Here is a 26,592-nt window from a genome sequence, read left to right as displayed (position 1 = left end):
GCTTCTCCTTAAGGGGGAGGAGACATGGGGCGGTGGATCCCCATGAGCATCAGCGGCGCCAGACGACGTACGGGTTGATCCGTCCGTGGTCGTCGAAGGTCGCCATGTTCTCCCAGGCGTTGCCGGAGTTCTCGATGTCCTCGCTGTCCCAGCCGTTGCCGTCGATCGCGGTCCAGGTGGGTTCCCAGTAGAAGACGCCGAGCGCGCCGGCGCTCCGGGCGGTGTCCTGCACCTGCGAGAACTCCTGGGCCTGCCCCTGCGGCGTGGCGGGGATCCCGTCGCACGGCGCGGCCGAGGTGATGATGTTCTCGAGGTGGTCGTAGTTGTCGGTGGTGTACGGGTACGCCGTCTCGGCGATCACCGCGGGCTTGCCGTACCGGGTCCGGACGTCGCCGAGGACGGTGGCGAGGTTCGCCTGGTCGCCGTGCCACATGCAGTAGTAGGACAGCGCGGTGATGTCCCACTTCACGCCCTGCGCGGCGATCCCGTCGTAGAACCACTGCGCGGCGCCGAGACTGCCGGCGTTCGCCGTGTGGATCATGACCTGGGTGTGCTTCGAACAGGCCTTGGTCGCGTCGTAGCCGGCCTTCAGCAGCGACGCGAGCGGGCCGAAGTCACTGTTGGTCACCTGACCCCGCGGCCAGAGCATGCCGGTGTTGATCTCGTTGCCGATCTGCACGCTGTCCGGCCGGGTGGCCTTGCAGACGTCGTACGTGTAGTCGTAGACGTCCTTCTGCAGCTGGGCCAGGTCGTGCCCGGCCCAGGCGGCCGGGACGAACTGCTTGCCCGGGTCGGCCCAGGTGTCCGAGTAGTGGAAGTCGATCAGGACCTTGAGGCCGTGCTTCTTGGCCTCGCGGACCTGCTGCACCACCTCGGCCTTGTTGTTGTAGCCGCTGGTCGGGTTGTTCCAGACGCGCAGCCGGACGTAGTTGACGCCGGCCTGCTTGAGGATCTCGTAGGGGTTGGCGCGGCGGCCGCGGGCGTCGTAGAACGTCGCGCCGAGGTCGAGGGCCCGGGGGAGGGTGGAGACGTCCGCTCCGCGCATCGACAGCTGGTGCGGCCGGTCGTGGGCGAGGGCGGGTGTGGCCGGCACCAGGAGGAGCGCGGTGGCGGCGAGGGACACGGCAATTTTCATGGGACGCTCCTTGAAGACAGTCCATTGTCGACAAAAGGGACGTTCTGCTGGTGGAGTCCGGCCTTGGCCGAAGGGGGAGACCAAGGCCGGACCCCGGGGGGCCCGAAAGGATCAGGCGGGGGAGGAGCTGCGCAGCACGAGGCTGGTGGGCACGGTGATGGAGAGCGGGGTACGCCCGTTGATCACGTCGACGAGGAGCCGGACCATCTCCTCGCTGATCCGGTCCAGGGGCTGGCGCACCGTGCTCAGCGGCGGCTCGGTGGTCGCCGCCAGCCCGGAGTCGTCGAAACCGACCACCCGGACGTCACCCGGGATGCTGCGGCCGTTCTCGCGCAGCACCGGCAGGGTGGCCGCGGCGATGGCGTCCGACGCGGCGAACACCGCGTCCACGTCCGGGACCCGGGCCAGCAGGGTCCGCATCCCGGACGCGCCGTTCTCCCGGCGCCAGTCGCCGTGCACGATCAGGTCCTGGTCGATCGGCAGGCCGTGCGCCATCAGCGCGTCGGTGTACCCGGCCAGCCGGTCCACGCCACCGGAGGTGTCCAGCGGCCCGGTGATCGTGGCGATCCGCCGGCAGCCCGCGGCGATCAGGTGCTCGACCGCGGTGCGCGCACCGGCCCGGTCGTCGGCGGAGACCGAGCTCATCGACTCCTCCAGGCCGAGCACCCGGCCGCAGGCCACGATCGGGACCTGGGCCTGGACCAGCTGCTGCAGGAGCGGGTCGCCGGAGTGCGGCGAGACCAGCAGCACGCCGTCGACGTGACCGCCGTTGAGGAACGCGATCGTCCGGATGCGTTCCTCGGGGGTGGAGGCGATCATCAGGATCAGGGTCAGCTCCCGGTCGGAGAGCGCCTGAGCCACGCCGCGGAGCAGCACCGAGAAGTTCGGGTCCTCGAAGAGCAGGTGCTGCGGCTCGGTCAGCAGGAACGCTATCGATCCGGAGCGCCCGGTGGCGAGCGAGCGGGCGTGCTGGTTGGTCGTGTACCCGGTCCGCGAGATGGCGTCCTGGACCGCGCGCACGGCCTCCGGGCTCACCCAGTCGCGGCCGTTGAGGACCCGCGAGACGGTTGCGTAGGACACCCCGGCCTCGCGAGCGACGTCGCGGATGGTGGGGCGTTTGCGCGACACGTTCGGGATCATAGTGGTTACCGTTCCCTATGCCTTGACGCCACCGGCGGCCAGGTCGACCTGCCAGTACCGCTGGAGGGTGAGGAAGAGCGCGATCAGCGGGACGATCGACACCAGGGCGCCGGTGACCACCGCGGTGTACATCGAGGGCTGGCTGGCACCCTGGTTGAGCAGGCCGTTCAGGCCCACCGTGAGCGGGTAGAGCTTGTCGTCCCCGAGCATGATGTACGGCAGCATGAAGTTGTTCCAGATCGCGACGAACTGGAACAGGAACACCGTGACCAGCCCGGTGCGCATCATCGGCATGACCACCCGGACGAACGTGCGCCAGGCGCCGGCCCCGTCGATCCGGGACGCCTCCAGGATCTCGGTCGGCACCGCGGCGGCCGCGAAGATCCGGGCCAGATAGATGCCGTACGGGCTGATGAAGCTGGGCAGCAGCACCGCCCAGTAGGTGTTGGTCAGCCCGAGCTTCGCCAGCAGCAGGTACTGCGGGATGGCCAGGATGACGCCGGGCACCAGGACGCCGGCCAGGATCACGTTGAAGACGAAACCCTTGCCCGGGAACTCGAACTTGGCCAGGGCGAAACCGCTCATCGCGGACACCAGGGTGGAGACGGCCGCGCCGACGCCGGCGTAGAGCGCGGTGTTGGCCATCCAGCGCCAGTACAGCCCGTCGCGGTACCCGCTCAGGTCGGCGAGGTTGTCGAACAGGTGGCTGCTCGGCGCGAGCGTGAACGTGGAGAACAGCTCGCTCGCGCTCTTGCTCGACGCGATCAGCACCCAGATCACCGGGAGCAGGCAGTAAGCGGCGCCGACGAGCAGGAGCAGGGTGGCGGTCTTGCTGTTTCTCTTCTTAACGGCCAGGACGGTCATGGTCAGTCTTCCTGGTTGAAGGCCCGGCGGCCGACGAGCTTGAGGAACCCGAAGGAGAGCAGGAACGTCGCCAGCGCGATGACCACCGAGGTGGCCGCGGCCGAGTAGATGTCGTTGCGGACGAACGCGTCCCGGTAGACCTTCATCAGCGGGGTCCAGGTGAACGAGATCGTGTTGCTCAGCGGTTTGAGCGTCATCGGCTCGGCGAACACCTGCAGCGTGGCGATCAGCGAGAAGACGAACGTCATCACCAGCGACGGCATCACGATCGGGATCTTGATGCGCCAGGCGATCGCCAGCTCCGAGGCGCCGTCGATCCGGGCCGACTCGTAGAGGCTGGTCGGCACGGCCTTCAGCGCGGTGTAGATGACGATCATGTTGAAGCCGGTGCCGCCCCAGATCGCCACGTTCGCCACCGCCCAGAGCACCCAGGACGAGGAGAGCAGCTCCGGCGCGGTCAGGCCGAACGCCTCGAGGACGTCGGTGATCGGGCTGACCCGGGGCAGGTAGAGGAAGCCCCAGAGCAGCGACGCGACCACGGCCGGCACCGCGTACGGCAGGAAGATCGCGATCCGGGTGAAGCTGCCGATCCAGGGGCGGGTGCGGTTCGCGTCCAGCAGCAGGGCCATCAGCAGGGCCAGGCCGAGCATGGTGGGCACCACGATCAGGCCGTAGCCGAGGATCCGGTAGACGCTGGGCAGGAACTCCGGGTCGGTCATCGACCGGACGTAGTTGCTGAACCCGGCCCACACCTCGGTCCGGGACTTCGCGCCGAGCCCGAGGCCGCTGACCTTCACCTTGCGCAGGCTCAGGTAACCGGCGTAGACGATCGGCGCGGCCAGGAAGAGCGTGAAGAGCAGCAGGCCGGGGGCGAGGAACGCGTACGGGACGCCGGCCCGCCGGGACGCCTGCCGGGCCTTCTTCGCGGCCGCGGGGCGGGCCGCGGCGATGGTGGGACTGGGGGCTGGGGTGGTCAGCGACATCGCCGAGACCTTCCTGTGAGGACCGGGCGGGACACCGGTGGCGTCCCGCCCGGCGCACGTCATCCGGCGACGGTGAAGCCGCTGTTCTTCATGTCGTCGACGGTCGCCTTCTGGACGGTCGCGAGCGACTCGGTGAAGGCGGCGGCCTTCTTCGACTCGGCGGCCTTGCCGAAGGCGTCGTTGAACGCGCTGTAGGCGACGTTCACGTTCGGGCCGTAGGTGAACGGCTTGGTGGCCTTCGCGGCGTCGGCGGCGATCGTGTAGAAGTCGGCCTGGTCGGCGAAGAACGCCGGCGGCGTGGTCAGGATGGTGGTGGTGTCGTTCGCGGCGGGGTAGACGTTCGCCGTGCCGGCCAGCAGCTTGAGCGCGGCCGGGTCACTGTTGAGCCACGCCACGAACTCGGCGGCCTGCTTCGGGTGCTTGCTCTGGGTGGTGACGCTGGTCGCCGAGCCGCCCCAGTTGCCGGTCGCCGGGCTGGCCGCGTCCCACTGCGGCATGGTGGCGGCCTTCCACTTGCCCTTGGTGTCCTTGGCGCTGCCCTCGAGCACACCGGGCGCCCAGACCGCGGAGACCCAGCCGACCTGCGAGCCGTCGTTGAGCGCGGCGTTCCACTCCGGGGTGTACATCGGCTTGTTGTCGACGACGCCCTTCTCCACCAGGCCGCCCCAGTACGCGGCGACCTTCTGGGTGGCCGGTTCGTTGATGTTGACGGTCCAGGAGTCGCCGTTCACGCCCCACCAGGACGCGCCGGCCTGCTGGGCGAGGCCGGTGAACAGGCCCGCGTCGCTCGCCGAGAACGTGCCGATGTACTGCTTCGGGTTCGCCTTGTGGATCTTCTCGGCGGCCGCGGCGTAGTCGTCCCAGGTCTTGGGAGCGGCCAGGCCGTTCTTGTCGAAGACGTCCGAGCGGTAGAAGAACATCAGCGGGCCGGAGTCCTGCGGGACGCCGTAGACCGCGTCCGAGCCCAGCGTGACGCTGTTCCAGGCGGCCGCCGGGAACTTGTCCTTGAGCGAGCCGGCCTCCTTGGCGATGTCGGCGAGCGCGTCGGCGGAGACCAGAGTGGGGATCTTCTGGTACTCGGCCTGCATCACGTCCGGCGCGCCGCTGCCGGCCTTGATCGCGGTCAGCAGCTTGGTGACGGCCGGGTCGCCGCCGTCCTGCTTGTTGACCGTGACCTGGATGTTCGGGTGCGTCGAGTTCCAGCCCTCGACGACCTTGTCCATGTTCGGCGCCCAGCTCCAGTAGGTCAGGGCGACCTTCTCGTTGCTGGTGGCGCTATCGTCGGCCTTGTCGTCCGAACTGCTGCACGCGCTGGTGAACAGGGCCGCGGCGGTAAGGGTCGCCAACACAGGGGCGATCTTCTTGAACATATCGATCCTCCTTGATCGGAATTGATCGGGAGAGAAGAAGCGGGGGAACGGGCTCGAACCGGTGGTCGATGCCTGTGACCGGTTACAGTGCTGCTGTTACGGCTGTGTGTCAAGACCTTGCTTCCAAGCCGTTAACCTTGTGTATCCTTCGGCCCTGCAAGGCTGTGACCGGTTACAGTCCTAACCAAAGGAGGGGTTCTCGTGCCCACTGACCCATTGACGTGGCCCGAGCCGCTCTCCGTGCGCCACACCCCGTGGGCGACGCCGCTGCGCCGGCCGCGGATGAGCAACGCCGAGGACGTCCGGGCCGGTCTCTCGCTGACCAACCGGTTCCTGATCAAGGACGGCGTGCCGGTCGTCCCGGTCTCCGGCGAGCTGCACTACAGCCGGGTGCCACGGCACCGCTGGGCCGAGCGCCTGCGCCAGATGAAGGCCGGCGGCGTGACCGTGGTGGCCAGCTACATCTTCTGGCTGCACCACTCGCCGGCGCGCGGTGAATACCGCTTCGACGGCAACCTCGACCTGGCCGCGTTCGTCGACCTGGCCGACGAGATCGGCCTCGACGTGGTGCTGCGGGTCGGCCCGTGGGTGCACGCCGAGAGCCGCAACGGCGGCTTCCCGGACTGGGTCCAGCAGGCCCCGGTCCGGCACCGCACCGACGACCCGGACTACCTGGTCATGGTCGAGGAGTTCTTCGCCGCGATCGGCGGCGCGCTGGACGGGCGGGCCTCGGCGTCCGGCACCGTGCTCGGCATCCAGATCGAGAACGAGCTCTACACCCAGCCCGGGCACCTGAGCACACTCAAGCGGATGTCCCGGGAGGCCGGCATGTCCGCGCCGCTCTGGACCGCCACCGCCTGGGACAGCGCCGAGCTGCCCGACGGCGAGGTGCTGCCGCTCTACGGCGGGTACGGCGACGGCTTCTGGGTCGACTCGGACGCACCCTGGGCCCCGAACTTCCGGGACCACTACTTCTTCTCGCACGTCTGGGACGACCCGGGCATCGGCGCCGACGTGCGGCGCGCGCAGAACATCGAGGCCGCCAAGGGTGGCCCGCGGGTCCCGTCCGCGGAGTTCCCGGCCGCGACCTGCGAACTCGCCGGCGGGATGGCCACCGCGTACCACCGGCGGCCGCGTCCCTCGGCGCTCGACGTGGCCACCATCGCACACTGCAAGATCGGCAACGGCTCGGCCTGGCAGGGCTACTACATGTACGCCGGCGGCACGAACCCGAGCGCGCCGGACGGCATGCAGGAGTCGCACGCCACCGGGTACCCGAACGACCTGCCGCGGCTCGGCTACGACTTCCACGCGCCGATCGGTGAGGCCGGCGCGCTCTCCGGCAGCCACGCCGAGCTGCGCCGCCAGCACACGTTCCTGGCCGCGTTCGGCGCCCGGCTCGCCGACATGCCGTCCAGCCTGCCCGACGTGCGACCGGACGGCGTCGAGGACAGCGCCACCCTGCGCTGGGCGCTGCGCAGCGACGGCGACACCGGGTTCCTGTTCGTGGCCTGGCACCAGCCGCACTTCCCGCTCGACACGTACCGCGGGGCCCGGTTCCGGGTCGTCCTCGGTGACCGTGAGCTGGAATTCCCGTCCCACCCGGTGGACATCCCGGCCGGCACCCTGGCCCGCTGGCCGGTCAACCTGACCGCCGGCGGGGTGCGCCTGGCCTGGGCCACCGCGTCCGCGCTCACCGTGCTGCCCGGCGCGGTGCCGACCCTGGTGCTGCTCGCCGAGGCCGGCATCCGCCCGGAGATCGCCCACGTGGTGGACGGCGAGGTGACGGTTCAGGAGGTCACCCCGGGCCTCGAACCGCTCCGGCTCACCGCGGAGTCCGGCACGCTCGACGTGCTCGTCCTGCCGGCCGGGACCGCCGGGTCCGCCTGGGTCACCGAGGCGGGCGGCCGCCGGGTCCTGCTCAGCGACGACGAACTGCAGTGGGACGCGTCCGGGCAGATCACGGTCAAGGCCGCTGCGATTCCTTCGGTACGAACGTACGACCCGTCCGCGCGCACCTTCGTCGACCTGCCGATCGCGCCGGCACACACCCCGGTGGCCGTGGACGTGACCGCCGTCGAGATCCGGCCCGCCGCCGCGGTGCCGGCCGAGTACGGCAAGCACGACGGCCGCTCGTCCGCACCGGGCCGGGTGGCGTTCGACGAGCACGCCGCGGCGTACCGGCTGGAGCTGCCGGAGTGGGCCGCCGACCCGGACCACGACGCGCTGCTCGAGATCGACTGGGCCGGTGACGTCGGTGAGCTGCGCGTCGACGGGGTCACCGTGACCGACCGGTTCTGGGACGGTTCCCGCTGGCAGGTCAACCTGGTCGACGCCGGGTACCGCGCCGGCGCCGCGCTCACCCTGCACCTGCTGCCGCTGGCCACGGTCTCCTCGGTGTCGGTGCCGGAGGAGGCCCGGGACCGGCTCGTCGCGGCCGGCTCCCAGCTGCTCGCCATCGACGCGATCCGGGTGATCGGCCGCAGCACCACCGTCGAGCCGCCCCACGAGCACCGGGTCCGCAAGACGTCGCGCCGGATGGCCGACGGCCGCGAGATCATCTACTTCGACGACACCGAGCCGTACGTCTCCGGCGCAGCGGTGCGGCAGGCCGAGGACACCCGGCCGCTGCCGCCCGCGTCGGAGGTGCTGCGCGGCGGGGCCGAGGTGCGGTACGACCCGCTGACCGGCGAGTGGATCGCGATGGCGTCGCACCGCAACGACCGGACGTTCATGCCGCCGGCCGACCAGGATCCCCTGGCCCCGACCGTGCCGGGCGGGTTCCCGACCGAGATCGCCGAGGCCGACTACGACGTGGTCGTCTTCGAGAACCGGTTCCCGGCGCTGTCCCCCCGCAACGGCGGCGAGGACTCGCTGCTCGACGGGGACCCGCTGTGGCCGGTGCAGGCGGCCGACGGTCGTACCGAAGTGGTGTGTTTCTCGTCGGCCCCGCAGGGGTCGTTCGGCAGCCTCACGCCGCACCGCGCCCGCACGGTGATCGAAGCCTGGGCCGACCGCACCGCGGAGCTGGGCAGACAGCCCGGTGTCGAGCACGTCTTCGTGTTCGAGAACCGCGGCAAGGAGATCGGCGTGACCCTGCCGCACCCGCACGGCCAGATCTACGCGTTCCCGTTCGTGCCGCCGAAAGCGGCCCGGATGCTGGAGATGGCCGAACGGCACCGGGAGCGGACCGGCGGCAACCTGTTCCGCGACATCCTGGACGCGGAACGCCGCTCCGGCCGCCGCGTGGTGACCGGCACCGATCACTGGACCGCCTACGTCCCGGCCGCGGCCCGCTGGCCGGTCGAGGTGCACCTGGCCCCGCACCGCGACGTCGCCGACCTCACCGAGCTGACCGGCCCGGAACGCGACGACCTGGCCCGGATCTACCTCGACGTGCTCGGCCGCCTGGACCGGTACTTCCCCGGCCCGGAACCGCTGCCCTACATCGCCGGCGTCCACCAGGCGCCGGTCCGCGCGGGCCGCGACCTGTTCCGCCTGCACCTGCAGGTGTTCAGCGTGCTGCGCGCCCCGGGCAAACTGAAATACCTGGCCGGCGTCGAGTCCGCGATGGCCGCCTGGATCAGCGACACCACCCCGGAAAAGACCGCCGCCCGCCTCCGCGAGGTCGGCTGACCCTCCAGGTAGCGCCGCCCGCCGCGGTGGGCGGCGCGGTGCCGCGTGCGGCGCGCTGCCGCGTGCGGCAGCCGAGGCGGGCGGCGCGGGCGCCGCGCGCCACCCGCACCTGCCGAACTTCCCCACCGCGGACCTGGCCCGGTTCGCCGGCGACCCGGATCCGGCCGTCCGGCGTCTCGCGGTCCGCGATCCGCACGCCGCGCCCGACCTGATCGACCACCTCACCACCGACCCGGACGAGCACGTCCGCCGGGCGGCAGCGGCCTGCCCGCGCCTGCCGGCCGACCGGCTCCTGGCCCTGCTCGCCGACCGGATCTGGCCGGCGCCGCCGCGGCCAACCCGTCCCTGCCCGAGCCGCACATGTGGGCGCTGATGATCAGTAAGCCCAGGTAGGTGCGGGCGTAGTAATGTCCATCCATGGGCGATGGTCGATCTCTTGCGGTCGATGAGCCGGGGGCGTTGCACTATGACGACGAGGAGCGGCCGGCTCGGAAGCTGGCCGGGTGGGCCGGATCGGTCGTCTCGGTGGTCGCTGCCGCGGTCGGGGTCTTCGCGCTCTGGCAAGTGTTCCGGCCGCTCGCTCAGGGCAGCCAGTTCTATCTGATCCTGTTCCTGGCGGGGACGCTTCCGCTGGTCTTCCTCGCGTACAAATCAAGGGTCGACCGCGACGACACGCCGACCTGGACGGACCGGATCCTCGCGGGCGTCGCCCTGCTGGTCTGTCTGTATCCGGTGAATCCGTTCGGCGGTGGGTACGACGGCTTCCTCGACCGGCAAGGGTTGCTCGAACCGGTCGACGTCGTGTTCGGCGCGGTTCTGCTGGTGCTGGTGGTCGAGGCCGCGCGGCGGACCACCGGGTGGGCGTTGCCGGTCGTCTGCGCGGTTTTTCTTCTGTACGGCTATTACGGCGGACTGCTCCCGCAGCACTGGCCGATCGCGCATGCCGGGCTCGACTTCGGGCAGATCGTCGACGCGCTCTACAACTCCGGGAGCGGGTTCTACGGCACCCCGCTCGACGTGGCCGCGACGTACATCGTGCTGTTCACCATCTACGGCGCGGTGCTGGACCTCTCCGGCGCCAGCCGGTTCTTCGTCGACCTGTCGGTGGCCGCCTTCCGCAGGTCGCGCAGCGCGGCCGGGCGGACCGCGGTCGCCGCCGGGTTCCTGCTCGGCACGGTCTCCGGCTCGGGCACCGCGACCGCGGTCAGCGTCGGCGCGGTCACCTGGCCGATGCTGCGCCGGGCCGGGTACCCGCCCGAGCAGGCCGGCGGGATGCTGGCCGCGGCCGGGGTGGGCGCCATCCTGTCGCCGCCGACGCTGGGCGCGGCCGCGTTCATCGTCGCGGAGTACCTCGACGTGTCCTACCTGACCGTGCTCGGCTGGGCGATGATCCCGACGTTGCTCTACTACCTGGGCATCATCCTGGCCGTGGAGATCGACGTGCGGCGGTTCGGGGTCCGGGCCGTGGACCTGCCGGCTACCAGCGCGGGGCGGCTGCTGACCCGGTTCGGCTACCACTTCTCGTCGCTGATCCTGATCGTCGTGCTGCTCGCGCTCGGCGAGAGCGCCACCCGGGCCGTGGTCTACGCCACCCTGCTCGCGGTGGCGCAGTCCTACCTGGACCGCCACGCGTGGCTGACCCCGGCCCGGCTGTTCCAGGCGCTCGCCGCCGGGGTGCGCGGGGTGCTCCCGGTCGTCGCGGTCTGTGCCGCGGCCGGCGTGATCACCGCGATCACCACCAAGACCGGGCTCGGTGCGCAGCTGGCGTCGCTGCTGGTCAACGGCGCGCAGGCGATCACCGGGAATCCGGCCGCGGTGCTCGCGCTGACCGTGCTGCTGGCCGCGGTGGCGCTCGCGATCCTGGGCCTGGCGGTGCCGGTCACCGCGAGCTTCATCATCGGCTGGGTGATTATCGGGCCGGCGCTGCTCGGGCTCGGGGTGAGCGCGCCGGCCGCGGCCATGTTCGTCTTCTACTACTCGGTGCTCTCCGAGGTCACCCCGCCGACCGCGCTCGCCGCCGTCGGCGCGAGCGCGATCACCGGCGGGCGGACCATGCCGACGATGTGGCAGGCCCTGAAGTACGCGCTGCCGGCCTTCCTCGCGCCGATCGCCTTCGTGTTCACAGACCGGGGCGAGTACCTGCTGGCCCGCGGCCCGGCGCTCGGCGTGCTGTGGACCAGCGCGGCGGCGGCACTCGCGGTGCTCGGGCTGGCCGTGGCGACCGGTGGCTGGGGGTGCCGGGGGTGGGCCGGGCCGGGCTGCCGAGCCGGATCCTGGCCGGGATCGCCGGGCTGTTCCTGCTGTACCTGGCGCCGCTCACGATCGGGATCGGGCTGGCCGCACTGGCCGGGTCGGCGCTGCTCGCCGCCGTGGCCCGGGCCCGACGACGTCCGGAAGAGATCGTTGATCAGGAAGGCGAAGCATGCGAAGAATCGTGACCGCGACGACCGCACTCACTCTCGTCCTGGCCACCGCCGCGTGTGGTGGCCGGCAGGACACCGCCGCGACCGACGCCGGTGGCGACGTCACCTGCCAGGTCGGCCAGGACACCCGGGTCGGCATCGCGACCGGCAACGCGACAGGGGTCTACTTCGCGCTCGGCAACGCGTTCGCCGAGCAGGTGAACGCGTCCGGCAGCCGGGTGCAGGCGACCGCGGCCGAGACCGGCGCGTCGGTGCAGAACATCCAGCAGCTCGTCGCGGGCAGCTACGACGTGGCGTTCTCGCTCGCCGACACGGCCGCGGACGCGGTCAACGGCACGAACAGCTTCACCGCGAAGCAGCCGGTCGCCGCCCTGGCGCGGATTCACACCAACTACACCCAGGTGATCGTCCGCAAGGCCGCGGGCATCGAGGACGTGGCCGGGATGAAGGGGAAGCGGGTCTCCACCGGCTCGCCGAAGTCCGGCACCGAGGTGATCGCGAACCGGATGCTGACCGTGGCCGGCCTCGACCCGGCGACGGACGTCAGCGCCCAGAAACTCGACCTCACCAAGACCGTCGACGGGATGAAGGACGGTTCGATCGACGCGCTGTTCTGGTCCGGCGGGCTGCCCACCCCCGGCATCACCGACCTGCTGACGACCGCGAAGGATCAGGTCGCGTTCCTCGACGTCACCCCGCTGCTCCCGGCCCTCCAGAAGATCAACGAGGTTTATCAGGAGGGCACCGTCCCGGCCGCGACGTACCGGCAGCCGGCCGACGTCAAGACCATCGTCGTCCCGAACTACCTGCTGGTCCGCGCGGACCTCGACCCGGACGTCGCCTGCGTCCTCACCAGGACGCTCTTCGACCGCAAACCCCAGCTCGAACAGGCGAACGCCGCGGCCAAGGAGATCAGCCTCTCGACGGCCCGCCGGACGGCACCGGTGCCGCTGCACCGCGGCGCCGAGAAGGCCCTCGACGACCTGAACGCCCCGAAGTAGCGAGGCCGGCTGGTGCTCAGGGGTGCCTTCACGCCCGGGAGGCAACCCTGAGCACCAGCCGCCACCGTGCCGGGCCGGTCAGGCGGTGGCGCCGCCGTCGATGACCAGGTCGTGGCCGACGGTGAAAGCGGACTCCGGGGAGGCCAGCCACAGAATGGCGGAGGTGATCTCGTCGAGGGAGCCGACCCGGCCGATCGGCAGGCCGGCCGCCAGTCGTGCGGCCCGGTCGTCGGGCGTCTCGCCGGGGTGCAGCGACATCGTCGTGTCGGCCGGGCCGGGGCTGACCGCGTTGATCCGGATGCCGTCACGGATGTACTCCAGGGCGGTGTTGCGGGTCAGGGCGCTGACCGCGGCCTTGGTGGCCGCGTAGGCGCCCAGGCCCGGGCGCCGGCCGTGCGCGCCGATGTTCGAGGCGACGTTGACGATCGTGCCGCCGGTCGGGCGCATCAGCCCGATCTCGTGCTTCATCGCCAGGTAGACGCCGGTCAGGTTCGTCGCGACCAGGCGGTCCCACTCCGGGCTGGGCATCTCGGCGAGCGGCATCCCGCCGCCGAACACCCCGGCGTTGTTGACCGCCACGTCGAGCCGCCCGAACTTCTCGCCGATCGCGTCCAGCAGCGCCGCGACGTCCTGTTCGACGCTGACGTCGGCGACCATCGGGATCCCGCCGGCCTCCTCCAGCGCGGCCCGGTTGCGCCCGGCGACGATCACGGTCGCACCCTCGGCGGCGAGTGCCCGCGCGGTGTTCCGGCCGATCCCGGAGCCGCCGCCGGTGACCAGGGCGATCTTTCCCGCGAAACGTTCCGTCATGAGATCCCCGTTTTCTAGAACGTACGGTCAAATAATGGGAGTGAGAGTGCCGATCATCGTGATCGCCTGTGCGGCGGCCGTGGTGGCGCGCCCGCTGCCCGGCCGGCCGCGGCCGACGACGCGCATGCCCTGCAGCAGCACCAGCACCAGGCGGGCCAGCGCGGCCGGGTCGGCGTCGGCGACCAGCTCGCCGGCCGCCCGGGCCCGGCTGAACGCGGCGGTCAGCGCCGCCTCCAGTGCCGACCAGCTGGCCTCCACGGTGAGCGCGGCCCCGGCGTCGGCGGGCAGCCGCTCGATCGCCGCGTTCACCACGAAGCAGCCCGCCCTGGCCTGGTCGGCGTCGGCGTAGTCGGTGATCAGCGCGTACACCGCGGGCAGTGCCGGACCGGCGCCGGACAGGCGGGCCACGAGCGCCGGGTCGCGGGCCGTGGCGTACGCGTCGAGGGCCTTGAGGTAGAGCTCGTGCTTGTCGCCGAACGTGGCGTAGAGCCCGGCCCGCGCCACCCCGGTCGCGGTGACCAGGTCGGCGATCGACGTGGCCGCATAACCCTTGCTCCAGAACAGCCGCATCGCCCGCTCCAGCGCGTCCGCGACGTCGAATTCCTTGGTTCGTCCCACGGGCAACACCCTACCAATTCCAGAACGTACGGTCTAGAAAGGATTCTCGTGCAACCCTGGCGCCCGTCGGCCTCGTGCTTACCGCGACCGATGACCGATGGGGGATTGCATGAGTGACCGTGACGAGGCGTTCGCGGAGTATTTCGCGGCCCGGTCAGGCAGCATGCGCGCCACGGCGTACCTGCTCTGTGGCAACTGGCACCGGGCGGAGGACTTGGTGCAGACCACCTTCACCAAGCTCTATCTGCGCTGGGACCGGATCAGCAAGCAGGAGTCGCTGGACCCGTACGCCCGCCAAGTGATGATCCGCGCCTTCATCGACGAGGGCCGGTGGGGCTGGTGGCGCCGGGAACGACCGCACCACGAGCCGATCGAGCGGGCGGCGCCGGACGTGCCCGCCGAGGACCGGCTGATGCTGCTGCGGGCGCTGGCCGACGTGCCGGCCCGGCAGCGTGCCGTGCTGGTGCTGCGCTACTGGCAGGACCTCAGCATCGAGGAGACCGCCGCGGCGCTCGGCTGCACCAGCGGCACGGTCAAGAGTCAGTCCGCCCGCGGGCTGGCCACGTTGCGCGCGCTCATCGGCGCGCCCGTCACCGCCGAATGAGGGGGAAGACCATGGAGGAGACCGAGTTCCGCGAGGCGCTGCGGAGCGTGGTGACGCAGAGTTCCGAGCCGCCACCGATGCAGTCGGCCACCGTGATCGCGGCGGGGCGGCGGGCCGCGGGGCGCCGTCGTACGCTGCTCGCCTGTGCCGGTGCGTTCGCGGCCCTGGCCGCGGTGACGATCGTGCCGGCCCACTACCTCTCCGGTGATGCCGGCCCGGAGGGCGGGATCCCGGTCGCGGCACCGGCCGCCACGCCGAGCGTGATCGCCTCACGAGGCCCGTCCGCGACACCGGGACCGTCCGCGACACCGCAGGAGGAGGAGACCGAGCCGTCCTGGCCGGCCGAGGCCAGCGGGGACGCCACCGCCGACACCGGGCCCCGCTACCAGAGCGGCAAGCAGCTGCTCGCCGACCTGCTGAAGGTCGTCCCGAGCGGGTACGCCACCCCGCGCGGCCAGCTCGACGACGGGTCCGACCTGCAGTGGCACCAGGCGGCGATCGAGAACCCGGAGTGGAGCTACCTGGCGACCGCGGCGCTCGCCAAGGGCGGTGGCCTCGGGCAGGTCCTGGTCGAGGTGCACGAGTCGGACAACACCCTGCCGGACGACCCGTGCAAGCTGGCGACGGCGTTCTGGGGGATGGGCGGCGACTGCCAGGTGCAGCAGGTCGGCGCGGCGAAGGTGGGTGTCGCCACACCCGCCGCCGGCGGTGACAGCCGGCTCGGCCAGTGGGCCGCGTACCGCTGGGACGACGACGTGGTGGTCTTCGTGGGGCAGAGCCGGGCGCTGGCCACCAACCGGGACGGCACGCCCAAGGACGCGCTCGCCCAGCTGCCGTTCGACACGCGGACGCTGGCCGGGCTCGCCGTCGACGAGCGGTTCCACATCGGCGGATAAACGTGTTGCCGGCTCCGGGGCGGGGCTTCTAGGGTGGGACACAGCTTCGGGCGGCACCGCCCGGAGGACTGATCAGGGAGATCACGATCATGCTGTGTGCGTACCGCTATCTCGCCCCGGACCGGTGGCGCGGCTGAGCCCGCTCTCGCGTGATACGCGCCGCCGTTCCCTCGTACGGGAATGGCGGTTTTTTGTTTTTGATCCTGATGGGAAACCAAGGCCCTCGTAGCCCAACTGGCAGAGGCCCGGCGTTGAGGACGCCGGTGGTGCGCGTTCGAGTCGCGCCGAGGGCACAGCGTGGTTACACGTCACGCGGGCGCGCCGACGATGGAGAGTCGGGCCCGGCTGTAAACCGGGTGCTTCGCTGAGCAGGTTCGAATCCTGCCGCCCGCACGCACGACACGATCGCATGCCCGAGTGGCCAGGGGCCCGCCTGCAAAGCGGTACACGCCGGTTCGAATCCGGCTGCGGTCTCGAAGCGGAGCGCTGTTGCAGGGCAGGTCGCTCATCGCCTCTCTCGTGGCGCGATGGCGTCCCGATTCCCCCGTACGTTTCCGTAACCGGGCGAGAGCGACCCGCTGCCCTGCAACGACGTCGATGCTTGCCGGTTGACCTTGTACGAAGCATGGGAGACTCGTACTTTCCTGGTGGATTTCTTGAATCCGCTGGTAGGAGACGAGCGTGTGGAGGTCAGTTGGCGGTGGAGTTCGGTGTGCTCGGTGTGGTGGAGGCCCGGATCGGCGGGGTGTCCGCCGACCTGGGGCATGCCCGGCAGCGGTGCGTGCTGGGTGTGCTGCTGGTGGAGGCCGGGCGTCCGGTCACCGTGGACCAGTTGATCGACCGGGTGTGGGGCGGGCAGGCACCGCAGCGGGCGGCCGGCGCGCTCTACAGCTACCTGTCCCGGCTGCGCGGCGCGATCGCCGGGGCGCCGGGCGTGGCGATCCGGCGCGAACCCGGCGGTTACCTGCTCACCGTGGATCCGCAGACCGTGGACCTGCACCGGTTCCGCCGGTTGACGGCGCTGGGCCGGGCCGCGGAGTCCGACCGGGCCGCCGCCGACCTGATCGGGCAGGCGCTGGACCTGTGGCGGGGCGAGCCGTTCGCCGGGCTGGACACGCCGTGGCTGAACGCGACACGACGCGCGCTGCTCGACGAACGGTTCGCCGCCGAACTGGACGGTTACGACGTGCTGCTCCGGCTGGGCCGGCACGGTGAACTGCTGGCCGGGCTGAGCGCCGCCGTGGCGGAACATCCCCTCGACGAACGCCTGGCCGGGCAGGCGATGCTGGCGCTGTACCGGTGCGGGCGGCAGGCCGACGCGGACGAGCAGTACCGGCGGATCCGGCGGTCCCTCGCTGACGAGCTGGGCAGCGATCCGGGCGCCGGGCTGCGCCGGCTGCACGAGCAGATCCTCGCCGCCGACGCCGCTCTGGAGCTGCCGGTCGGCGCACCGGCCGCCGCCGCGGTGACCGTTCCGGCACAGTTGCCGGCCGATGTCCGGGCCTTCACCGGTCGTACCCGGGAACTCTCCGCCTTGGACAGGTTGCTGGTGTCGCCGGGCGGTGGTGAGCCACCGCTGACCGTGGCGTTGCTCTCCGGCACGGCCGGCGTCGGCAAGTCCGCGCTGGCCGTGCGGTGGGCGCACCGCGTCCGGGACGGGTTCCCGGACGGGCAGCTCTACGTGAACCTGCGCGGCTACGACGCGGAGCAGCCGGTGGCCGTCGCGGACGCCCTGGCCGGGTTCCTCACCGCGCTCGGGGTGCGCGGGCCGGAGATCCCGCCGGGTGTCGACGAGCGTGCCGGCCGGTTCCGCTCCGAGCTGACCGGCCGGCGGATGCTGGTGCTGCTCGACGACGCGGCCTCGGTGGAACAGGTGCGGCCGCTGCTGCCCGGCACCGGGTCGTGTCTGGTTCTGATCACCAGCCGGGACTCGCTGCCCGGCCTGGTCGCGGTGCACGGCGCCGAGCGGGTGATGCTCGACCTGCTGCCGCTGCCGGACGCGCTCGGGTTGCTGCACACCCTGATCGGTACGAGGGTGACCGCCGAGCCGGCCGCCGCCCAGGCCCTGGCCACCGCGTGCGCCCGGCTGCCCCTGGCGCTGCGGATCGCCGCCGGGCTGGCCACCGACCGTGCCGACGTGCCGCTGGCCGAGCTCGTCGCCGAGCTGGACGACCACCAGGTGCGGCTCGACCTGCTCGCCGCGGGCGGCGACCAGCGGGCCGAGGTCCGGGCGGTGTTCTCGTGGTCGTACCGGAGCCTGCCGGACGCCGCAGCCCGGGTGTTCCGGCTGCTCGGGCTGCACCCGGGGGAGTCCGCGCACGTCGACGCGGTGGCCGCGCTGACCGGTGTCGAGCCCGGCGAGGCGCGGCGGCTGCTCGGCGTGCTGGCCCGGGCCAGCCTGGTCCAGGCCGGGCGGGGCGGCCGGTACGCCATGCACGGGTTGCTGCGCGCCTACGCCGCCGGGCTGGCCGCCGAGCACGACGCCGAACCGGACCGGCGGGCCGCGTTGCATCGCCTGTTCGACCACTACCTGGCCGCGGCGAGCGACGGTGACGCCGGCGCGGCCCGGGACTGGCTCGAGGCGGAACGGGCGAACCTCGCGGTGATCTGCGTCCACGGCGCGGCGCACGGCTTCCACCGGCACACCATCGCGCTGGCCGAGGCGCTGTTCCCGCACCTCGACGCGGGCGGGCCGGTCGCCGAGGCGGCCACCGTGATGGCGTCCGCGGTGTCCGCCGCCCGCGCGGTCGGCGACCGTTCGGCGCAGGCCCGGGCGCTGTCCCACCTGGGCCGGCTGCACCGCCGTCAGGGGCGTCCGCACGAGGCCGCCACGACGTACCAGCAGGCGCTCGTCCTCTACGCGGACCTCGGCGAGCACGCGGCCGAGGCCCTGGTGATGCGGGACCTGGGCAGCGTCTCCTGGTTGCTGGGCGACTACCGGCGGGCCGCCGAGCACTACCAGCGGGCGCGGACGCTGTACGAGCACCTCGGTGACGACGCCGGTCAGGCCGACGCGCTGGTCCGGCTGGGCCTGATCGACGCGCGGCTCGGCGACCCGGCGTCGGCGGCGGGGCGGTACGACGCCGCGCTGACCCGCTACGCCACCCTCGGTGACCGGTTCAGCGAGGCGTACGTGCTGTCGCTGCTGGCCCGGCTGCCGGACCAGGAAGGAAACCTCGGCAAGGCCGCCGCCCACCTCGAGGAGAGCCTCGACGCCGTCCGGCGCACCGGCAACCGGACCGCGGAGGCGTACGTGCTGAGCGACCTCGCCGCGGTGCACGCCCGCCAGGACCGGCTCACCGAGGCGGCCGGGCACCTGCGCCGCGCGCTGGTGCTGCACCGGCGGATCGGCGACCGGGCCAGCGAGGCGGAGGCGCTCAACGACCTCGGCCAGGTGCTGCTCGCCGCCGGGGACGCCGACGACGCCCGCCGTCAGCACGGTGCGGCGCTGGACCTGGCCGAGGAGATCGGCGACCGGTACGAGACGGCCCGCGCCCACGACGGCCTCGCCGCGGCGTGGCGGGACGCCGGTGACCCCGACCAGGCCCGGCCGCACCTCGACCTGGCCCGGCGGGTCTTCGCCGACCTGTGGGTGCCGGCCGCTCCGTCAGCAGGTGGACCGGTGCGGTAGCTCCGGGACGTAGCTCTTCCACTCGTCCGCGGTCAGCCCCCGCCCGCTGACCAGGCACGCGTTCCCGGCCGGGTCGGCCGCCAGGTCCGCCGGCACCCGGACGTCCCAGAGCGTGACGTTCTTGCTCGGCGCGCCGTACGTGCCGCCGGCCGCGATGGTGCGCCCGTCCCGGCTGAGCGCCACGTTGTAGCTCTGCAGGTCCGGGGTCTTGATCGTGGCGTACGGGACCGGGTCGGACATCTCGGCGATGTCCCACAGCATGATGGTGTCGTCGATGCTGGCGCTGGCGAGGGAGCGGCCGTCCGGGGTGAAGGCCACCCACAGCACCGCGTTGGTGTGCCCGGTCAGCGCGGCGACCCGGCGGGGCTGTGCCGGGTCGGCGACGTCCCACAGCAGGACCGTCGCGTCGTCGGCGCCGGCCGCCAGGGTGCGCCCGTCCGGGCTGAACACCAGCGTGTTCGCGGTGAAACTGATCCAGTCCTTCAGCGGGATCGAGGTGAGCCGCGCCGGGGCGGCCAGGTTCGTCACGTCCCACAGCGACACGTTGTAGCCCTCACCGACGGCCATGGTGCGCCCGTCCGGCGCGAACGCGATGGTGGTCAACGTCGTGCGGAGCGCGAGCACGGTGCGCGAGACCGGCTTCTCCCGGTCCGTGACATCCCACAAGGTCGTCTTGCCGTCGCGGCGGCCGACCGCGAGGGTACGACTGTCCGGACTGAACGTCACCGTGTAGATCAGGTCCCCGCCGTCGTCGAGCGTGGACAGCAGTGCCGGCGCGTCCGGCCGGGTCATGTCGAGCAGCGTGACGGTCTTGTTCACCCCGGTCACCGCGAGGGTGCGGCCGTCCGGGCTCAGCGTGATCCCGTCGACAGTGCTGCCGAGCAGGGGCACGGTGGCCCCCTGGACCGGGGCGGCCGGATCGGTCAGGTCCCACGGCACCGCCGGACCCTGCCGGCCCGCCGCGAGCAGCGAGCGGTTGTCCGGCCCGAACTCCAGGCCCACGACGCGGCCGGTGAGCGGCCAGGGGAGCGTGGCGATCGGCTCCTTGGCGAACCGGCCCTTCGTGCTCCACAGCGTGGCCGTCCGGCGTGCGGTGCCGACCGTGGTCAGGGTGCGGCCGTCCGCGCTGAAGGCCAGCGACCCGACCGCGCCGTCCGCGGTGTTCAGCGTGGCCAGCTGGGTGGAGAACCAGGGGAACGCGTCGTCGTCCCCGATGGTCCACAGCGCGGTCCTGCCGTCCGAGTCGGCGAGGGCCAGGGTGAGCCCGTCCGGGCCGAACGCCATCGCGCTCAGGTGGGCGTCACCGGTCGCGGCGAGCTTGGAGAGGCCCGGGTGCGGCGTGGCCGGTTCGCTCAGGTCCCACAGCCCGACGTAGTCGCCGTCCTGCTCGACCGCCACCACGGGCACCTTCGGGCTGAACGCGATGGCGGCGTCGGTGATCGGGTTGCCGAAGGCCACGGCGAGCACGGCGCCCGGCACCGGGTGGGCCGGGTCGGTCAGATCCCAGACCCGCACGACCGCCCCGCTGGTCACGGCGGTCCGTCCGTCCGGACCGAATGTCAGGGGGTACGCGGCGGGCAGCGTCGCCAGCGGGGCCGGCGCGGTGCCGGTGAGGTCCCACAGGACGGTGTTCTTGTCCCGGTTGCTCGCCGCGGCGGTGTGCCCGTCCGGGCTGAACGTGACGGTGGTGATCCCGGCGGCGTCGGTGATCGGGGCCCGCCGGGCCGGGTGGGCCGGATCGGTCACGTTCCACAGGGCCACCTCGGCCCCGCCGTTGACGACCGCGAGCGTGTGCCCGTCCGGGGCGGTGGCCAGCGTGGTGTCCGCCGTCGCACCGGCCGGCACGGTGGCGAGCCGTACCGGCTCGGCCGGGTCGGTGCCGTCCCACAGCGACACGGTCCCGCCGGTGTCCGCGGTCGCGACGACCTGCCCGGTGACCGGCACGACGGTGGTCACGCCGGTGAGCGCGCCGGCGTAGTGCGTCGACATGACCAAGTGGCTGAGCTGCTCGAGAGTCTGCGGCTCCGGGTTCAGCCGCTGCGCCGCGACACCCAGCATCAGGGCCTTCTTCGGGTCGTCGACGATCATCGCGCGGGCCCGTACCATCAGGCGCCGGCTGATCTCGGCACGCTGCTGTTTCGCCGCGGCCTCGCGCTGGCGGCGGGCCTCGTCGGCCGCCTCCCGGGCCAGCTTCTCCTGCCGCTTGCGTTCCTCCTCGGCCTTGCGGGCCTGCGCGTGGTACTTCGCGGCGAGCTTCTTCTGCTCCGTCGCCCGCGCCGACGCCTGGTCCGCGAGCTCCTGCTGCCGCTGCGCGTTCGCCTTCTCCCGGTCGGCGTCGGCCCGCTGCCGCTGCGCCTCCTCGCCGGCGCCCCGGGCCAGCTTCTGCTGCCGTTCGGCGTTCGCCTTCTGCCGCGCCGCGGTGGCCCGGTACCGCTCGGCGGCGTCCTGCTCCCGCTCCGCCTCCGCGGCGGCCTCCTCGGCGAGGGCCTGCTGTTCCCCGGCGAGCAGCGTCTGCCGGCCGGTCTCCTCCTTGGCGGTCTGCGCCCGCGCCTCCTGGACCCGGGCGTTCTCCTGCTGCCGCTGCGACTCCTCGGTGGCGCGTTCGGCGGTGGTGCGCTGCTGCGTCGCCACCTGCTCCTGCCGGTCGGCCTCCACCACCGCGGCGTTGGCCCGGTCGGCGTTGCGCACCGCGACCATCCCGGTCAGCGACGTGACCAGGGTCAGCAGCACCAGCATCGACACGGCCACTACGCCCAGCCGCCGCACCCGCCGGTGCTGCCGGACGTCCTCACCCTCCAGCTCGTCCTTGCTGACCCCGTGCATCGGCGCGGCCAGCTGCGCAATCGCGTCCCGGAACCGGACGTGCTGCAGGCTCAGGTGCAGGTCGTCGCGGGCCCACCGCAGGTCGAGGAAGAGCGGCTCCTCGGTGAACACCCCGCGCAGCGCGGCCGGCACCGCGGTCGAGCCGGCGGTGAAGTCCCCGGCGCCGGCGTCCCAGAACCAGTCGCCGTCGGTCACCACCGGCAGGATCTGGTCCGCCGACTTGGTCGCCAGCCAGTGCTCGATCTCCCGGTTCACCCACGGCGAGCGGGCCGCCTCCGGCGAGGCGAGCAGCACGAAGTGGTTCGAGCCGTCGAGAGCCTCCTGAATGGAGGTCCACAGCTTGGGCGTCACCGCCAGCCCGGTCTGGTCCCGGAAGATCCAGAGCGCGCGCCGCCGGTGCCAGGGTCTCGCCAGCCGGTGCAGACCACGCTGGACAGCCGGAGCGAGCCGCCCGTCGGCGGCGTGGCTGTAGGAGATGAAACCATCAAAGGGCATGACTGTTCCCGCGGGCTAGGTGATCGGCGGGGGCCGATTCTCCATGCCACCGCGCCCGACGGTGCAGCCGGGCGTTACGACGCGGTCGCGACGTAGACCGTGTTGGCCGAGGTTCCCCTGGTCAGTGGGTTGTCGAAGGTCACCACGTGGGCCTCGACGCTGGTGAAGACCTCCCGCAGCACGGCCAGGAACCCCTCCTCGGGCGCGTCGTCGGACCAGAGCCCGAACACGCCGCCCGGCCGCAGCAGAGCGGTGAGCCGGCGCAGCCCGCCGGCGGTGTAGAGGTCGGCGTGCGTGGGGTCCAGCACGTTGACCGGGGAGTGGTCGACGTCGAGCAGGATCGCGTCGAAGCGGCGCCCGGGCACGGCCGGGTCGAAGCCCGAGCCATCGCGGACCAGCGCGAAGAAGTCACCCTCGAGGAGCGTGGTGCGGGGGTCGGTGACCAGCGCGCCGGCCTCCGGGAGCAGCTCGCGGCGGTGCCAGTCGATCACCGGGGCCAGCGCCTCGACCACGGTCAGGGACGCGACCCGGTCGTCGTCGAGCGCGGTGCGGGCGGTGTAACCGAGGCCCAGCCCGCCGACGACGACGTCCAGCCGGGCGCCGTCCGGCAGAGCGGCCAGGCCGAGCCGGGACAGCTCCTCCTCGGCGACGGTGAACAGGCTCGACATCAGGTACTCGTCGCCGAGCTTCACCTCGTACACATCGGTCTTGGTCGTGGGTTCGAGGCGCCGCCGGAGGCTGATTTCGCCGATGCGGGTGTCGGCCCAGCCGAGTTCGGCGAATCGGGACGGCATGAGGTGTCCTTTCGGTGGGCTTGTGCACGAGTGTGCACGGGAACTCGAACGTGGCAGGCCCGGGGGCGGTGAACCGACCCGGGAGAGTTGCGGTACACCCCGGTAACAGCAGCTCCCAGCCCAGCAGTGGGGAGACCGGGATGACCGCCGTGACCCAGCCTCGAGTTCTCACCGTCCGCCGTTCGCTCCGCGTCGCTCGCGTCGGCACTGTCGCGTTCCTCGTGCTCAACCTCGCCGCGGTCCAGGTGATGTTCGCCGCCGCCGGACCCGCCAAAAATCTTCCGGGTACGATCGGCCGGCTCCTCGGCCTCTACCTCGCCCTCGCCATGGCCCTGCAACTGCTGCTGGTGGCCCGGCTCCCGATCGTCGACCGGGCCTACGGCATGGACCGCCTCACCGGGTGGCACCGCTGGACCGGCATGGCGATCTTCTGGCTGGCGCTGGCCCACCCGGCGTTCGTGCTGCTCGGTTTCGCCCGGCTGGACGGCACGTCGTTCCTGGCCACCATGGTGAGCCTGGCGAAGCAGCCGCCGGTGCTGCTCGGCATGATCGCGGCCGGCCTGATCCTGGTGATCGTGGTGCTGTCGGTCCGGGTCGCCCGGCGCCGGCTCTCCTACGAGACCTGGCACGCCATCCACCTGCTGCTCTACGTGGTCGTGGCACTCGGCGTGCTGCACCAGGTGTACGAGGGCACCGCGTTCCGGGTCAACCTGCTCACCCAGGTCTACTGGTGGGGGCTGTGGGCGTTCGCGCTCGGTGCCCTGCTCACCGGCCGGCTGATCGTCCCGCTGCTCCGCAACGCCCGGCATCAGCTGCGGGTGGGCGCGGTCGTCTCGGAGTCCGACGACACGGTGTCCGTGCACATCGTCGGCCGGGACCTGGACCGGCTGCCGGCCCGGGCCGGGCAGTTCTTCCTCTGGCGCTTCCCCGGTCACCACAAGTGGTGGCGGGCCAACCCGTTCTCGCTGTCAGCCGCCCCGAACGGGCGCACCCTGCGGCTCACCGCCAAGGGTGTCGGCGCGACCAGCGCCGGCCTGCGCGACCTGCCGATCGGGGCGAAGGTGTACGCCGAGGGCCCGTACGGCGCGTTCACGGCGGCCCACCGGACCCGCGGCGCGACCGTGCTGATCGGCGGCGGGATCGGCGTCACCCCGATCCGGGCGCTGCTCGAGGACCCGGAACTGACCGGGCACGTGGTCGTGCTCTACCGGGTGCGCAGCGCGCAGGACGCGGTGCTGCTCGGCGAACTCCGCAACCTGGCGGACGTCCGGCGGGCCCGGCTGCACGTGCTGGCCGGCCGGTCCGCGGCCGGGTACCAGCCGTTCGAGCCGGAGCAGTTGCTCGCGCTGGTCCCGGACATCACCGCCCGGGACGTGTACGTGTGCGGGCCGGACGCGCTGACCACGGCCGTGCTGAACAGCCTGCGGCGGCTGCGGGTGCCGGGGCGGCAGGTGCACGCGGAACGCTTCCGGCTGGCCGGATGAAGCTGGGCCGCCTTTGCCGGGGCGGTCCTTATGGAAGGTCCCGGGTGCTGCCTCGGTATGGGGGAGGCAGGACCCGGGACCTCTTCCTCAGGTCCTTCCTTCTTCCGTTATGTGCGCAGCCGTCGCTCGGCCAGGCCCAGGCCGGTGTCGGTGAGCTTGCCGAGCAGCGCCAGCAGGATGATCGCCAGCAGCATCACGTCGGTGCGGCCGGTGTTCTGGCTGTCGATCAGCAGGAAGCCCAGCCCCATCGACGACGCGATCAGCTCGGCCGCCACCAGGAACAGCCAGCCCTGCGCCAGACCCAGCCGCAGTCCGGAAAGGATCGCCGGGGTGGCCGCCGGGAACAGGATCTCGGCGAGCAGGCGGACCCCGGACCGTCCGTACGCCCGGCCCACCTCGACCAGGTGCGGATCGATGTGCGCGAGCGCCGCCGACACCGTCGTGTAGACCGGGAAGAACGCCCCGATCGCCACCAGCACGATCTTCGGCGTCTCGCCGATGCCGAGCCAGAGCAGCAGCAGCGGCACCCAGGCCAGCGACGGCACCGCGCGGATCGCCTGCACGGTCGGTGACAGCACCGCGCTCGCCGTCCGGGACAGGCCGACCAGGCCGCCCAGCGCGAGGCCGAGCGCGGAACCGGCGGCGAAACCGATCAGCACCCGCTGCGTGCTGATCGCCAGGTGGTGCCAGAGCTCGCCGCGCCGGATCAGCTCGCCGAGCGCGTCCAGCACCTCGCCGGGCGGTGGCAGCTGCGCCGCCGAGAAGACCGCCCGGGACGCCGTCCACTGCCACGCGGCCAGCAACAGCAGCGGCAGGAGCAGCCCGGCGGCCAGGCGCCGGGCGGCCGCCCGGGTCACTGCGCGTACTTCGGCTCGAACAGCGTGTCCAGCGCGTCGCGCGCACCCTGCTCGGTCTTCACGTTGGCGTCCGCCACCAGCACCGGAAGGATCTTCTCGAAGACCGCCCGCTGCGCCGCGCCAGGAACAGGGTCAACATCAATTTTCGTACGCTCGGTGAGCACCGTCGTCGCGATCGCCTCGGAGATCTTCGCCTCCCGCGCGTACAGCTTCACCGCGTCCGCCGGGTTGTCCTCGATCCACTGACGCGCCTTCTCGTACGCGTCGACGACCGCCTGCGCCAGCTCCGGATGCTCACCGAGGAACGCCTCCCGCGCGTTGAGCACGCCGTACGAGTTGAACGCCACGTTCCGGTAGATCAGCTTCGAGCCGGACTCCTGCTCCGACGTGGCCATCAGCGGGTCCAGCCCGGCCCAGGCGTCCACGTCACCCCGCTCCAGCGCGGCCTTGCCGTCGGCGTGCTGCAGGTTCACCACCGTCACGTCGCCCGGCTCGAGCCCGGCCTGGTCCAGCGTCTGCAGCAGGAAGAAGTACGGGTCGGTGCCCTTGGTGGCCGCGATCTTCTTACCCTTGAGCCCGGCCACGCCGGTGATCGCGGAACCCTTCGGCACCACGATCGCGGCCCACTCCGGCTGGCTGAACACCGCGATCGTCTTGATCGGCGCCCCGTTCGCCCGGGCCACCAGCGCTGCCGCCCCGGCCGTCGAACCGATGTCGACGGCGTCCGCGCGCAGCGCCTCGTTCGCCTTGTTGCTGCCCGCGGAGAGCTGCCAGCTCACCGTGACGTGCTGCGCCGCGAGGTCGGTCTCCAGCCACTTCTGGTCGCGCAGGACCAGGCTGAGCGGGTTGTAGTAGGCGTAGTCCAGCCGCAGCGTGGTGGCGCCGGCCTCGTCCGCCTTGCCCCCGGTGTCCTCACCCTCGACACAGCCGGCCAGCAACGTCGCCGCAGCCGCCGCCGCGACCAGCGCACGCATGATCCTCATCAGGTTCCGTTCCTCTCGCGCCGGCCCCACAGCCGGCTGGTCCTC

18 protein-coding genes, 3 tRNA genes and 1 pseudogene are annotated in these 26,592 nt (G+C 72.1%); 11 read left to right on the top strand and 11 right to left on the bottom strand.

Translation table 11 applies throughout. The annotated features are described in order from the left end of the window. Positions 1 to 49 precede the first annotated feature (49 nt). From Apa02nite_RS00105 to Apa02nite_RS00085, 5 genes are all read right to left on the bottom strand, one after another. The gene (locus tag Apa02nite_RS00105; RefSeq protein ID WP_203823242.1) at positions 50 to 1,135 is read right to left on the bottom strand and encodes a glycoside hydrolase family 53 protein; all 1,086 of its coding nucleotides are present in this window, start codon (positions 1,133 to 1,135) and stop codon (positions 50 to 52) included. 111 nt (positions 1,136 to 1,246) lie between these two features. Further along, entirely contained in the window at positions 1,247 to 2,263 is a 1,017-nt protein-coding gene (locus Apa02nite_RS00100) for a LacI family DNA-binding transcriptional regulator (protein ID WP_232345021.1), read from the bottom strand. 27 nt (positions 2,264 to 2,290) lie between these two features. Next, positions 2,291 to 3,139 carry a carbohydrate ABC transporter permease gene (locus Apa02nite_RS00095; RefSeq protein ID WP_203823241.1) on the bottom strand — a complete coding sequence of 283 codons (849 nt, stop codon included), beginning with the start codon at positions 3,137 to 3,139 and terminating at the stop codon, positions 2,291 to 2,293. A 2-nt stretch (positions 3,140 to 3,141) separates the two neighbouring features. Next, a complete protein-coding gene (locus Apa02nite_RS00090) occupies positions 3,142 to 4,122 on the bottom strand; it encodes a carbohydrate ABC transporter permease (RefSeq protein WP_083972590.1) in 981 nt (326 codons plus the stop codon). 59 nt (positions 4,123 to 4,181) lie between these two features. After that, positions 4,182 to 5,471, bottom strand: a complete 1,290-nt coding sequence (locus Apa02nite_RS00085; protein WP_232345023.1) for an ABC transporter substrate-binding protein — start codon at positions 5,469 to 5,471, stop codon at positions 4,182 to 4,184. Positions 5,472 to 5,693: 222 nt separating this feature from the next. Here Apa02nite_RS00085 and galT point away from each other — a divergent pair, with 222 nt between their 5' ends. From galT to Apa02nite_RS00070, 4 genes and pseudogenes are all read left to right on the top strand, one after another. Further along, positions 5,694 to 9,128: a galactose-1-phosphate uridylyltransferase gene (gene galT / locus Apa02nite_RS52195; RefSeq protein ID WP_307871894.1), complete on the top strand. Its 3,435-nt coding sequence runs from the start codon at positions 5,694 to 5,696 to the stop codon at positions 9,126 to 9,128. A 417-nt stretch (positions 9,129 to 9,545) separates the two neighbouring features. After that, positions 9,546 to 11,300: pseudogene (locus Apa02nite_RS00075) on the top strand (TRAP transporter permease); the annotation flags it as partial. A 71-nt stretch (positions 11,301 to 11,371) separates the two neighbouring features. Then, positions 11,372 to 11,566 carry a hypothetical protein gene (locus tag Apa02nite_RS50780; protein ID WP_239164001.1) on the top strand — a complete coding sequence of 65 codons (195 nt, stop codon included), beginning with the start codon at positions 11,372 to 11,374 and terminating at the stop codon, positions 11,564 to 11,566. Beyond that, positions 11,551 to 12,552, top strand: coding sequence for a TAXI family TRAP transporter solute-binding subunit (locus Apa02nite_RS00070; RefSeq protein ID WP_203823240.1), 1,002 nt, complete (start codon positions 11,551 to 11,553; stop codon positions 12,550 to 12,552). Before Apa02nite_RS50780 ends, Apa02nite_RS00070 begins: the two co-directional genes overlap by 16 nt. A gap of 78 nt (positions 12,553 to 12,630) precedes the next feature. On the opposite strand, the gene Apa02nite_RS00065 is transcribed toward Apa02nite_RS00070, so the two are convergent. Beyond that, positions 12,631 to 13,362 carry an SDR family NAD(P)-dependent oxidoreductase gene (locus Apa02nite_RS00065; protein ID WP_203823239.1) on the bottom strand — a complete coding sequence of 244 codons (732 nt, stop codon included), beginning with the start codon at positions 13,360 to 13,362 and terminating at the stop codon, positions 12,631 to 12,633. Between the two features lie 27 nt (positions 13,363 to 13,389). Continuing rightward, positions 13,390 to 13,980 carry a TetR/AcrR family transcriptional regulator gene (locus tag Apa02nite_RS00060; RefSeq protein ID WP_203823238.1) on the bottom strand — a complete coding sequence of 197 codons (591 nt, stop codon included), beginning with the start codon at positions 13,978 to 13,980 and terminating at the stop codon, positions 13,390 to 13,392. 109 nt (positions 13,981 to 14,089) lie between these two features. On the opposite strand from Apa02nite_RS00060, the gene Apa02nite_RS00055 reads away from it, so the two are divergent. From Apa02nite_RS00055 to Apa02nite_RS00030, 6 genes are all read left to right on the top strand, one after another. Beyond that, positions 14,090 to 14,584: a SigE family RNA polymerase sigma factor gene (locus tag Apa02nite_RS00055; protein WP_067706787.1), complete on the top strand. Its 495-nt coding sequence runs from the start codon at positions 14,090 to 14,092 to the stop codon at positions 14,582 to 14,584. A gap of 11 nt (positions 14,585 to 14,595) precedes the next feature. Continuing rightward, complete coding sequence (locus tag Apa02nite_RS00050) at positions 14,596 to 15,480, top strand: RAD23 family protein (RefSeq protein WP_203823237.1); 885 nt, start codon at positions 14,596 to 14,598, stop codon at positions 15,478 to 15,480. Positions 15,481 to 15,699: 219 nt separating this feature from the next. Further along, a tRNA-Leu gene (locus Apa02nite_RS00045) sits at positions 15,700 to 15,773 on the top strand. Between the two features lie 19 nt (positions 15,774 to 15,792). Beyond that, a tRNA-Tyr gene (locus tag Apa02nite_RS00040) sits at positions 15,793 to 15,873 on the top strand. A gap of 10 nt (positions 15,874 to 15,883) precedes the next feature. Beyond that, positions 15,884 to 15,954: transfer RNA gene (locus Apa02nite_RS00035), tRNA-Cys, on the top strand. Positions 15,955 to 16,180: 226 nt separating this feature from the next. After that, a complete protein-coding gene (locus Apa02nite_RS00030) occupies positions 16,181 to 19,111 on the top strand; it encodes an AfsR/SARP family transcriptional regulator (RefSeq protein ID WP_239164003.1) in 2,931 nt (976 codons plus the stop codon). Here the strand turns inward: Apa02nite_RS00030 and Apa02nite_RS00025 are convergent. Both Apa02nite_RS00025 and Apa02nite_RS00020 read right to left on the bottom strand, forming a co-directional pair. Then, positions 19,088 to 22,429, bottom strand: a complete 3,342-nt coding sequence (locus tag Apa02nite_RS00025; RefSeq protein ID WP_203823235.1) for a TIR domain-containing protein — start codon at positions 22,427 to 22,429, stop codon at positions 19,088 to 19,090. The two genes, Apa02nite_RS00030 and Apa02nite_RS00025, sit on opposite strands and share 24 nt — an antisense overlap. Before the next feature lie 74 nt (positions 22,430 to 22,503). Next, the gene (locus Apa02nite_RS00020) at positions 22,504 to 23,223 is read right to left on the bottom strand and encodes a polyamine aminopropyltransferase (protein ID WP_203823234.1); all 720 of its coding nucleotides are present in this window, start codon (positions 23,221 to 23,223) and stop codon (positions 22,504 to 22,506) included. A 140-nt stretch (positions 23,224 to 23,363) separates the two neighbouring features. On the opposite strand from Apa02nite_RS00020, the gene Apa02nite_RS00015 reads away from it, so the two are divergent. After that, on the top strand, positions 23,364 to 24,707 hold the full coding sequence (locus Apa02nite_RS00015) for a ferredoxin reductase family protein (protein WP_203823233.1): 1,344 nt from the start codon (positions 23,364 to 23,366) through the stop codon (positions 24,705 to 24,707). A gap of 107 nt (positions 24,708 to 24,814) precedes the next feature. Here the strand turns inward: Apa02nite_RS00015 and Apa02nite_RS00010 are convergent, their stop codons facing one another. Both Apa02nite_RS00010 and Apa02nite_RS00005 read right to left on the bottom strand, forming a co-directional pair. Continuing rightward, positions 24,815 to 25,564, bottom strand: coding sequence for an ABC transporter permease (locus tag Apa02nite_RS00010; protein WP_203823232.1), 750 nt, complete (start codon positions 25,562 to 25,564; stop codon positions 24,815 to 24,817). Next, the gene (locus Apa02nite_RS00005; RefSeq protein WP_203823231.1) at positions 25,561 to 26,547 is read right to left on the bottom strand and encodes an aliphatic sulfonate ABC transporter substrate-binding protein; all 987 of its coding nucleotides are present in this window, start codon (positions 26,545 to 26,547) and stop codon (positions 25,561 to 25,563) included. Before Apa02nite_RS00005 ends, Apa02nite_RS00010 begins: the two co-directional genes overlap by 4 nt. Between the last annotated feature and the right edge of the window lie 45 nt (positions 26,548 to 26,592).

This window comes from Actinoplanes palleronii, from assembly GCF_016862315.1.
In the GTDB taxonomy this organism is placed as follows: Bacteria; Actinomycetota; Actinomycetes; order Mycobacteriales; family Micromonosporaceae; genus Actinoplanes; species Actinoplanes palleronii.
Note: the sequence above shows the minus strand (reverse complement) of the source record. Positions and strands in the feature narration are given on the sequence as shown.

Bases quoted from the DNA above. Each gene is read 5' to 3' on its own strand.
- Apa02nite_RS00105 (WP_203823242.1), bottom strand. From the start codon at position 1,135: ATGAAAATTGCCGTGTCCCTCGCCGCCACCGCGCTCCTCCTGGTGCCG.
- Apa02nite_RS00095 (WP_203823241.1), bottom strand. From the start codon at position 3,139: ATGACCGTCCTGGCCGTTAAGAAGAGAAACAGCAAGACCGCCACCCTG.
- Apa02nite_RS00090 (WP_083972590.1), bottom strand. From the start codon at position 4,122: ATGTCGCTGACCACCCCAGCCCCCAGTCCCACCATCGCCGCGGCCCGC.
- Apa02nite_RS00070 (WP_203823240.1), top strand. From the start codon at position 11,551: ATGCGAAGAATCGTGACCGCGACGACCGCACTCACTCTCGTCCTGGCC.
- Apa02nite_RS00065 (WP_203823239.1), bottom strand. From the start codon at position 13,362: ATGACGGAACGTTTCGCGGGAAAGATCGCCCTGGTCACCGGCGGCGGC.
- Apa02nite_RS00055 (WP_067706787.1), top strand. From the start codon at position 14,090: ATGAGTGACCGTGACGAGGCGTTCGCGGAGTATTTCGCGGCCCGGTCA.
- Apa02nite_RS00050 (WP_203823237.1), top strand. From the start codon at position 14,596: ATGGAGGAGACCGAGTTCCGCGAGGCGCTGCGGAGCGTGGTGACGCAG.
- Apa02nite_RS00025 (WP_203823235.1), bottom strand. From the start codon at position 22,429: ATGCCCTTTGATGGTTTCATCTCCTACAGCCACGCCGCCGACGGGCGG.
- Apa02nite_RS00020 (WP_203823234.1), bottom strand. From the start codon at position 23,223: ATGCCGTCCCGATTCGCCGAACTCGGCTGGGCCGACACCCGCATCGGC.
- Apa02nite_RS00015 (WP_203823233.1), top strand. From the start codon at position 23,364: ATGACCGCCGTGACCCAGCCTCGAGTTCTCACCGTCCGCCGTTCGCTC.
- Apa02nite_RS00005 (WP_203823231.1), bottom strand. From the start codon at position 26,547: ATGAGGATCATGCGTGCGCTGGTCGCGGCGGCGGCTGCGGCGACGTTG.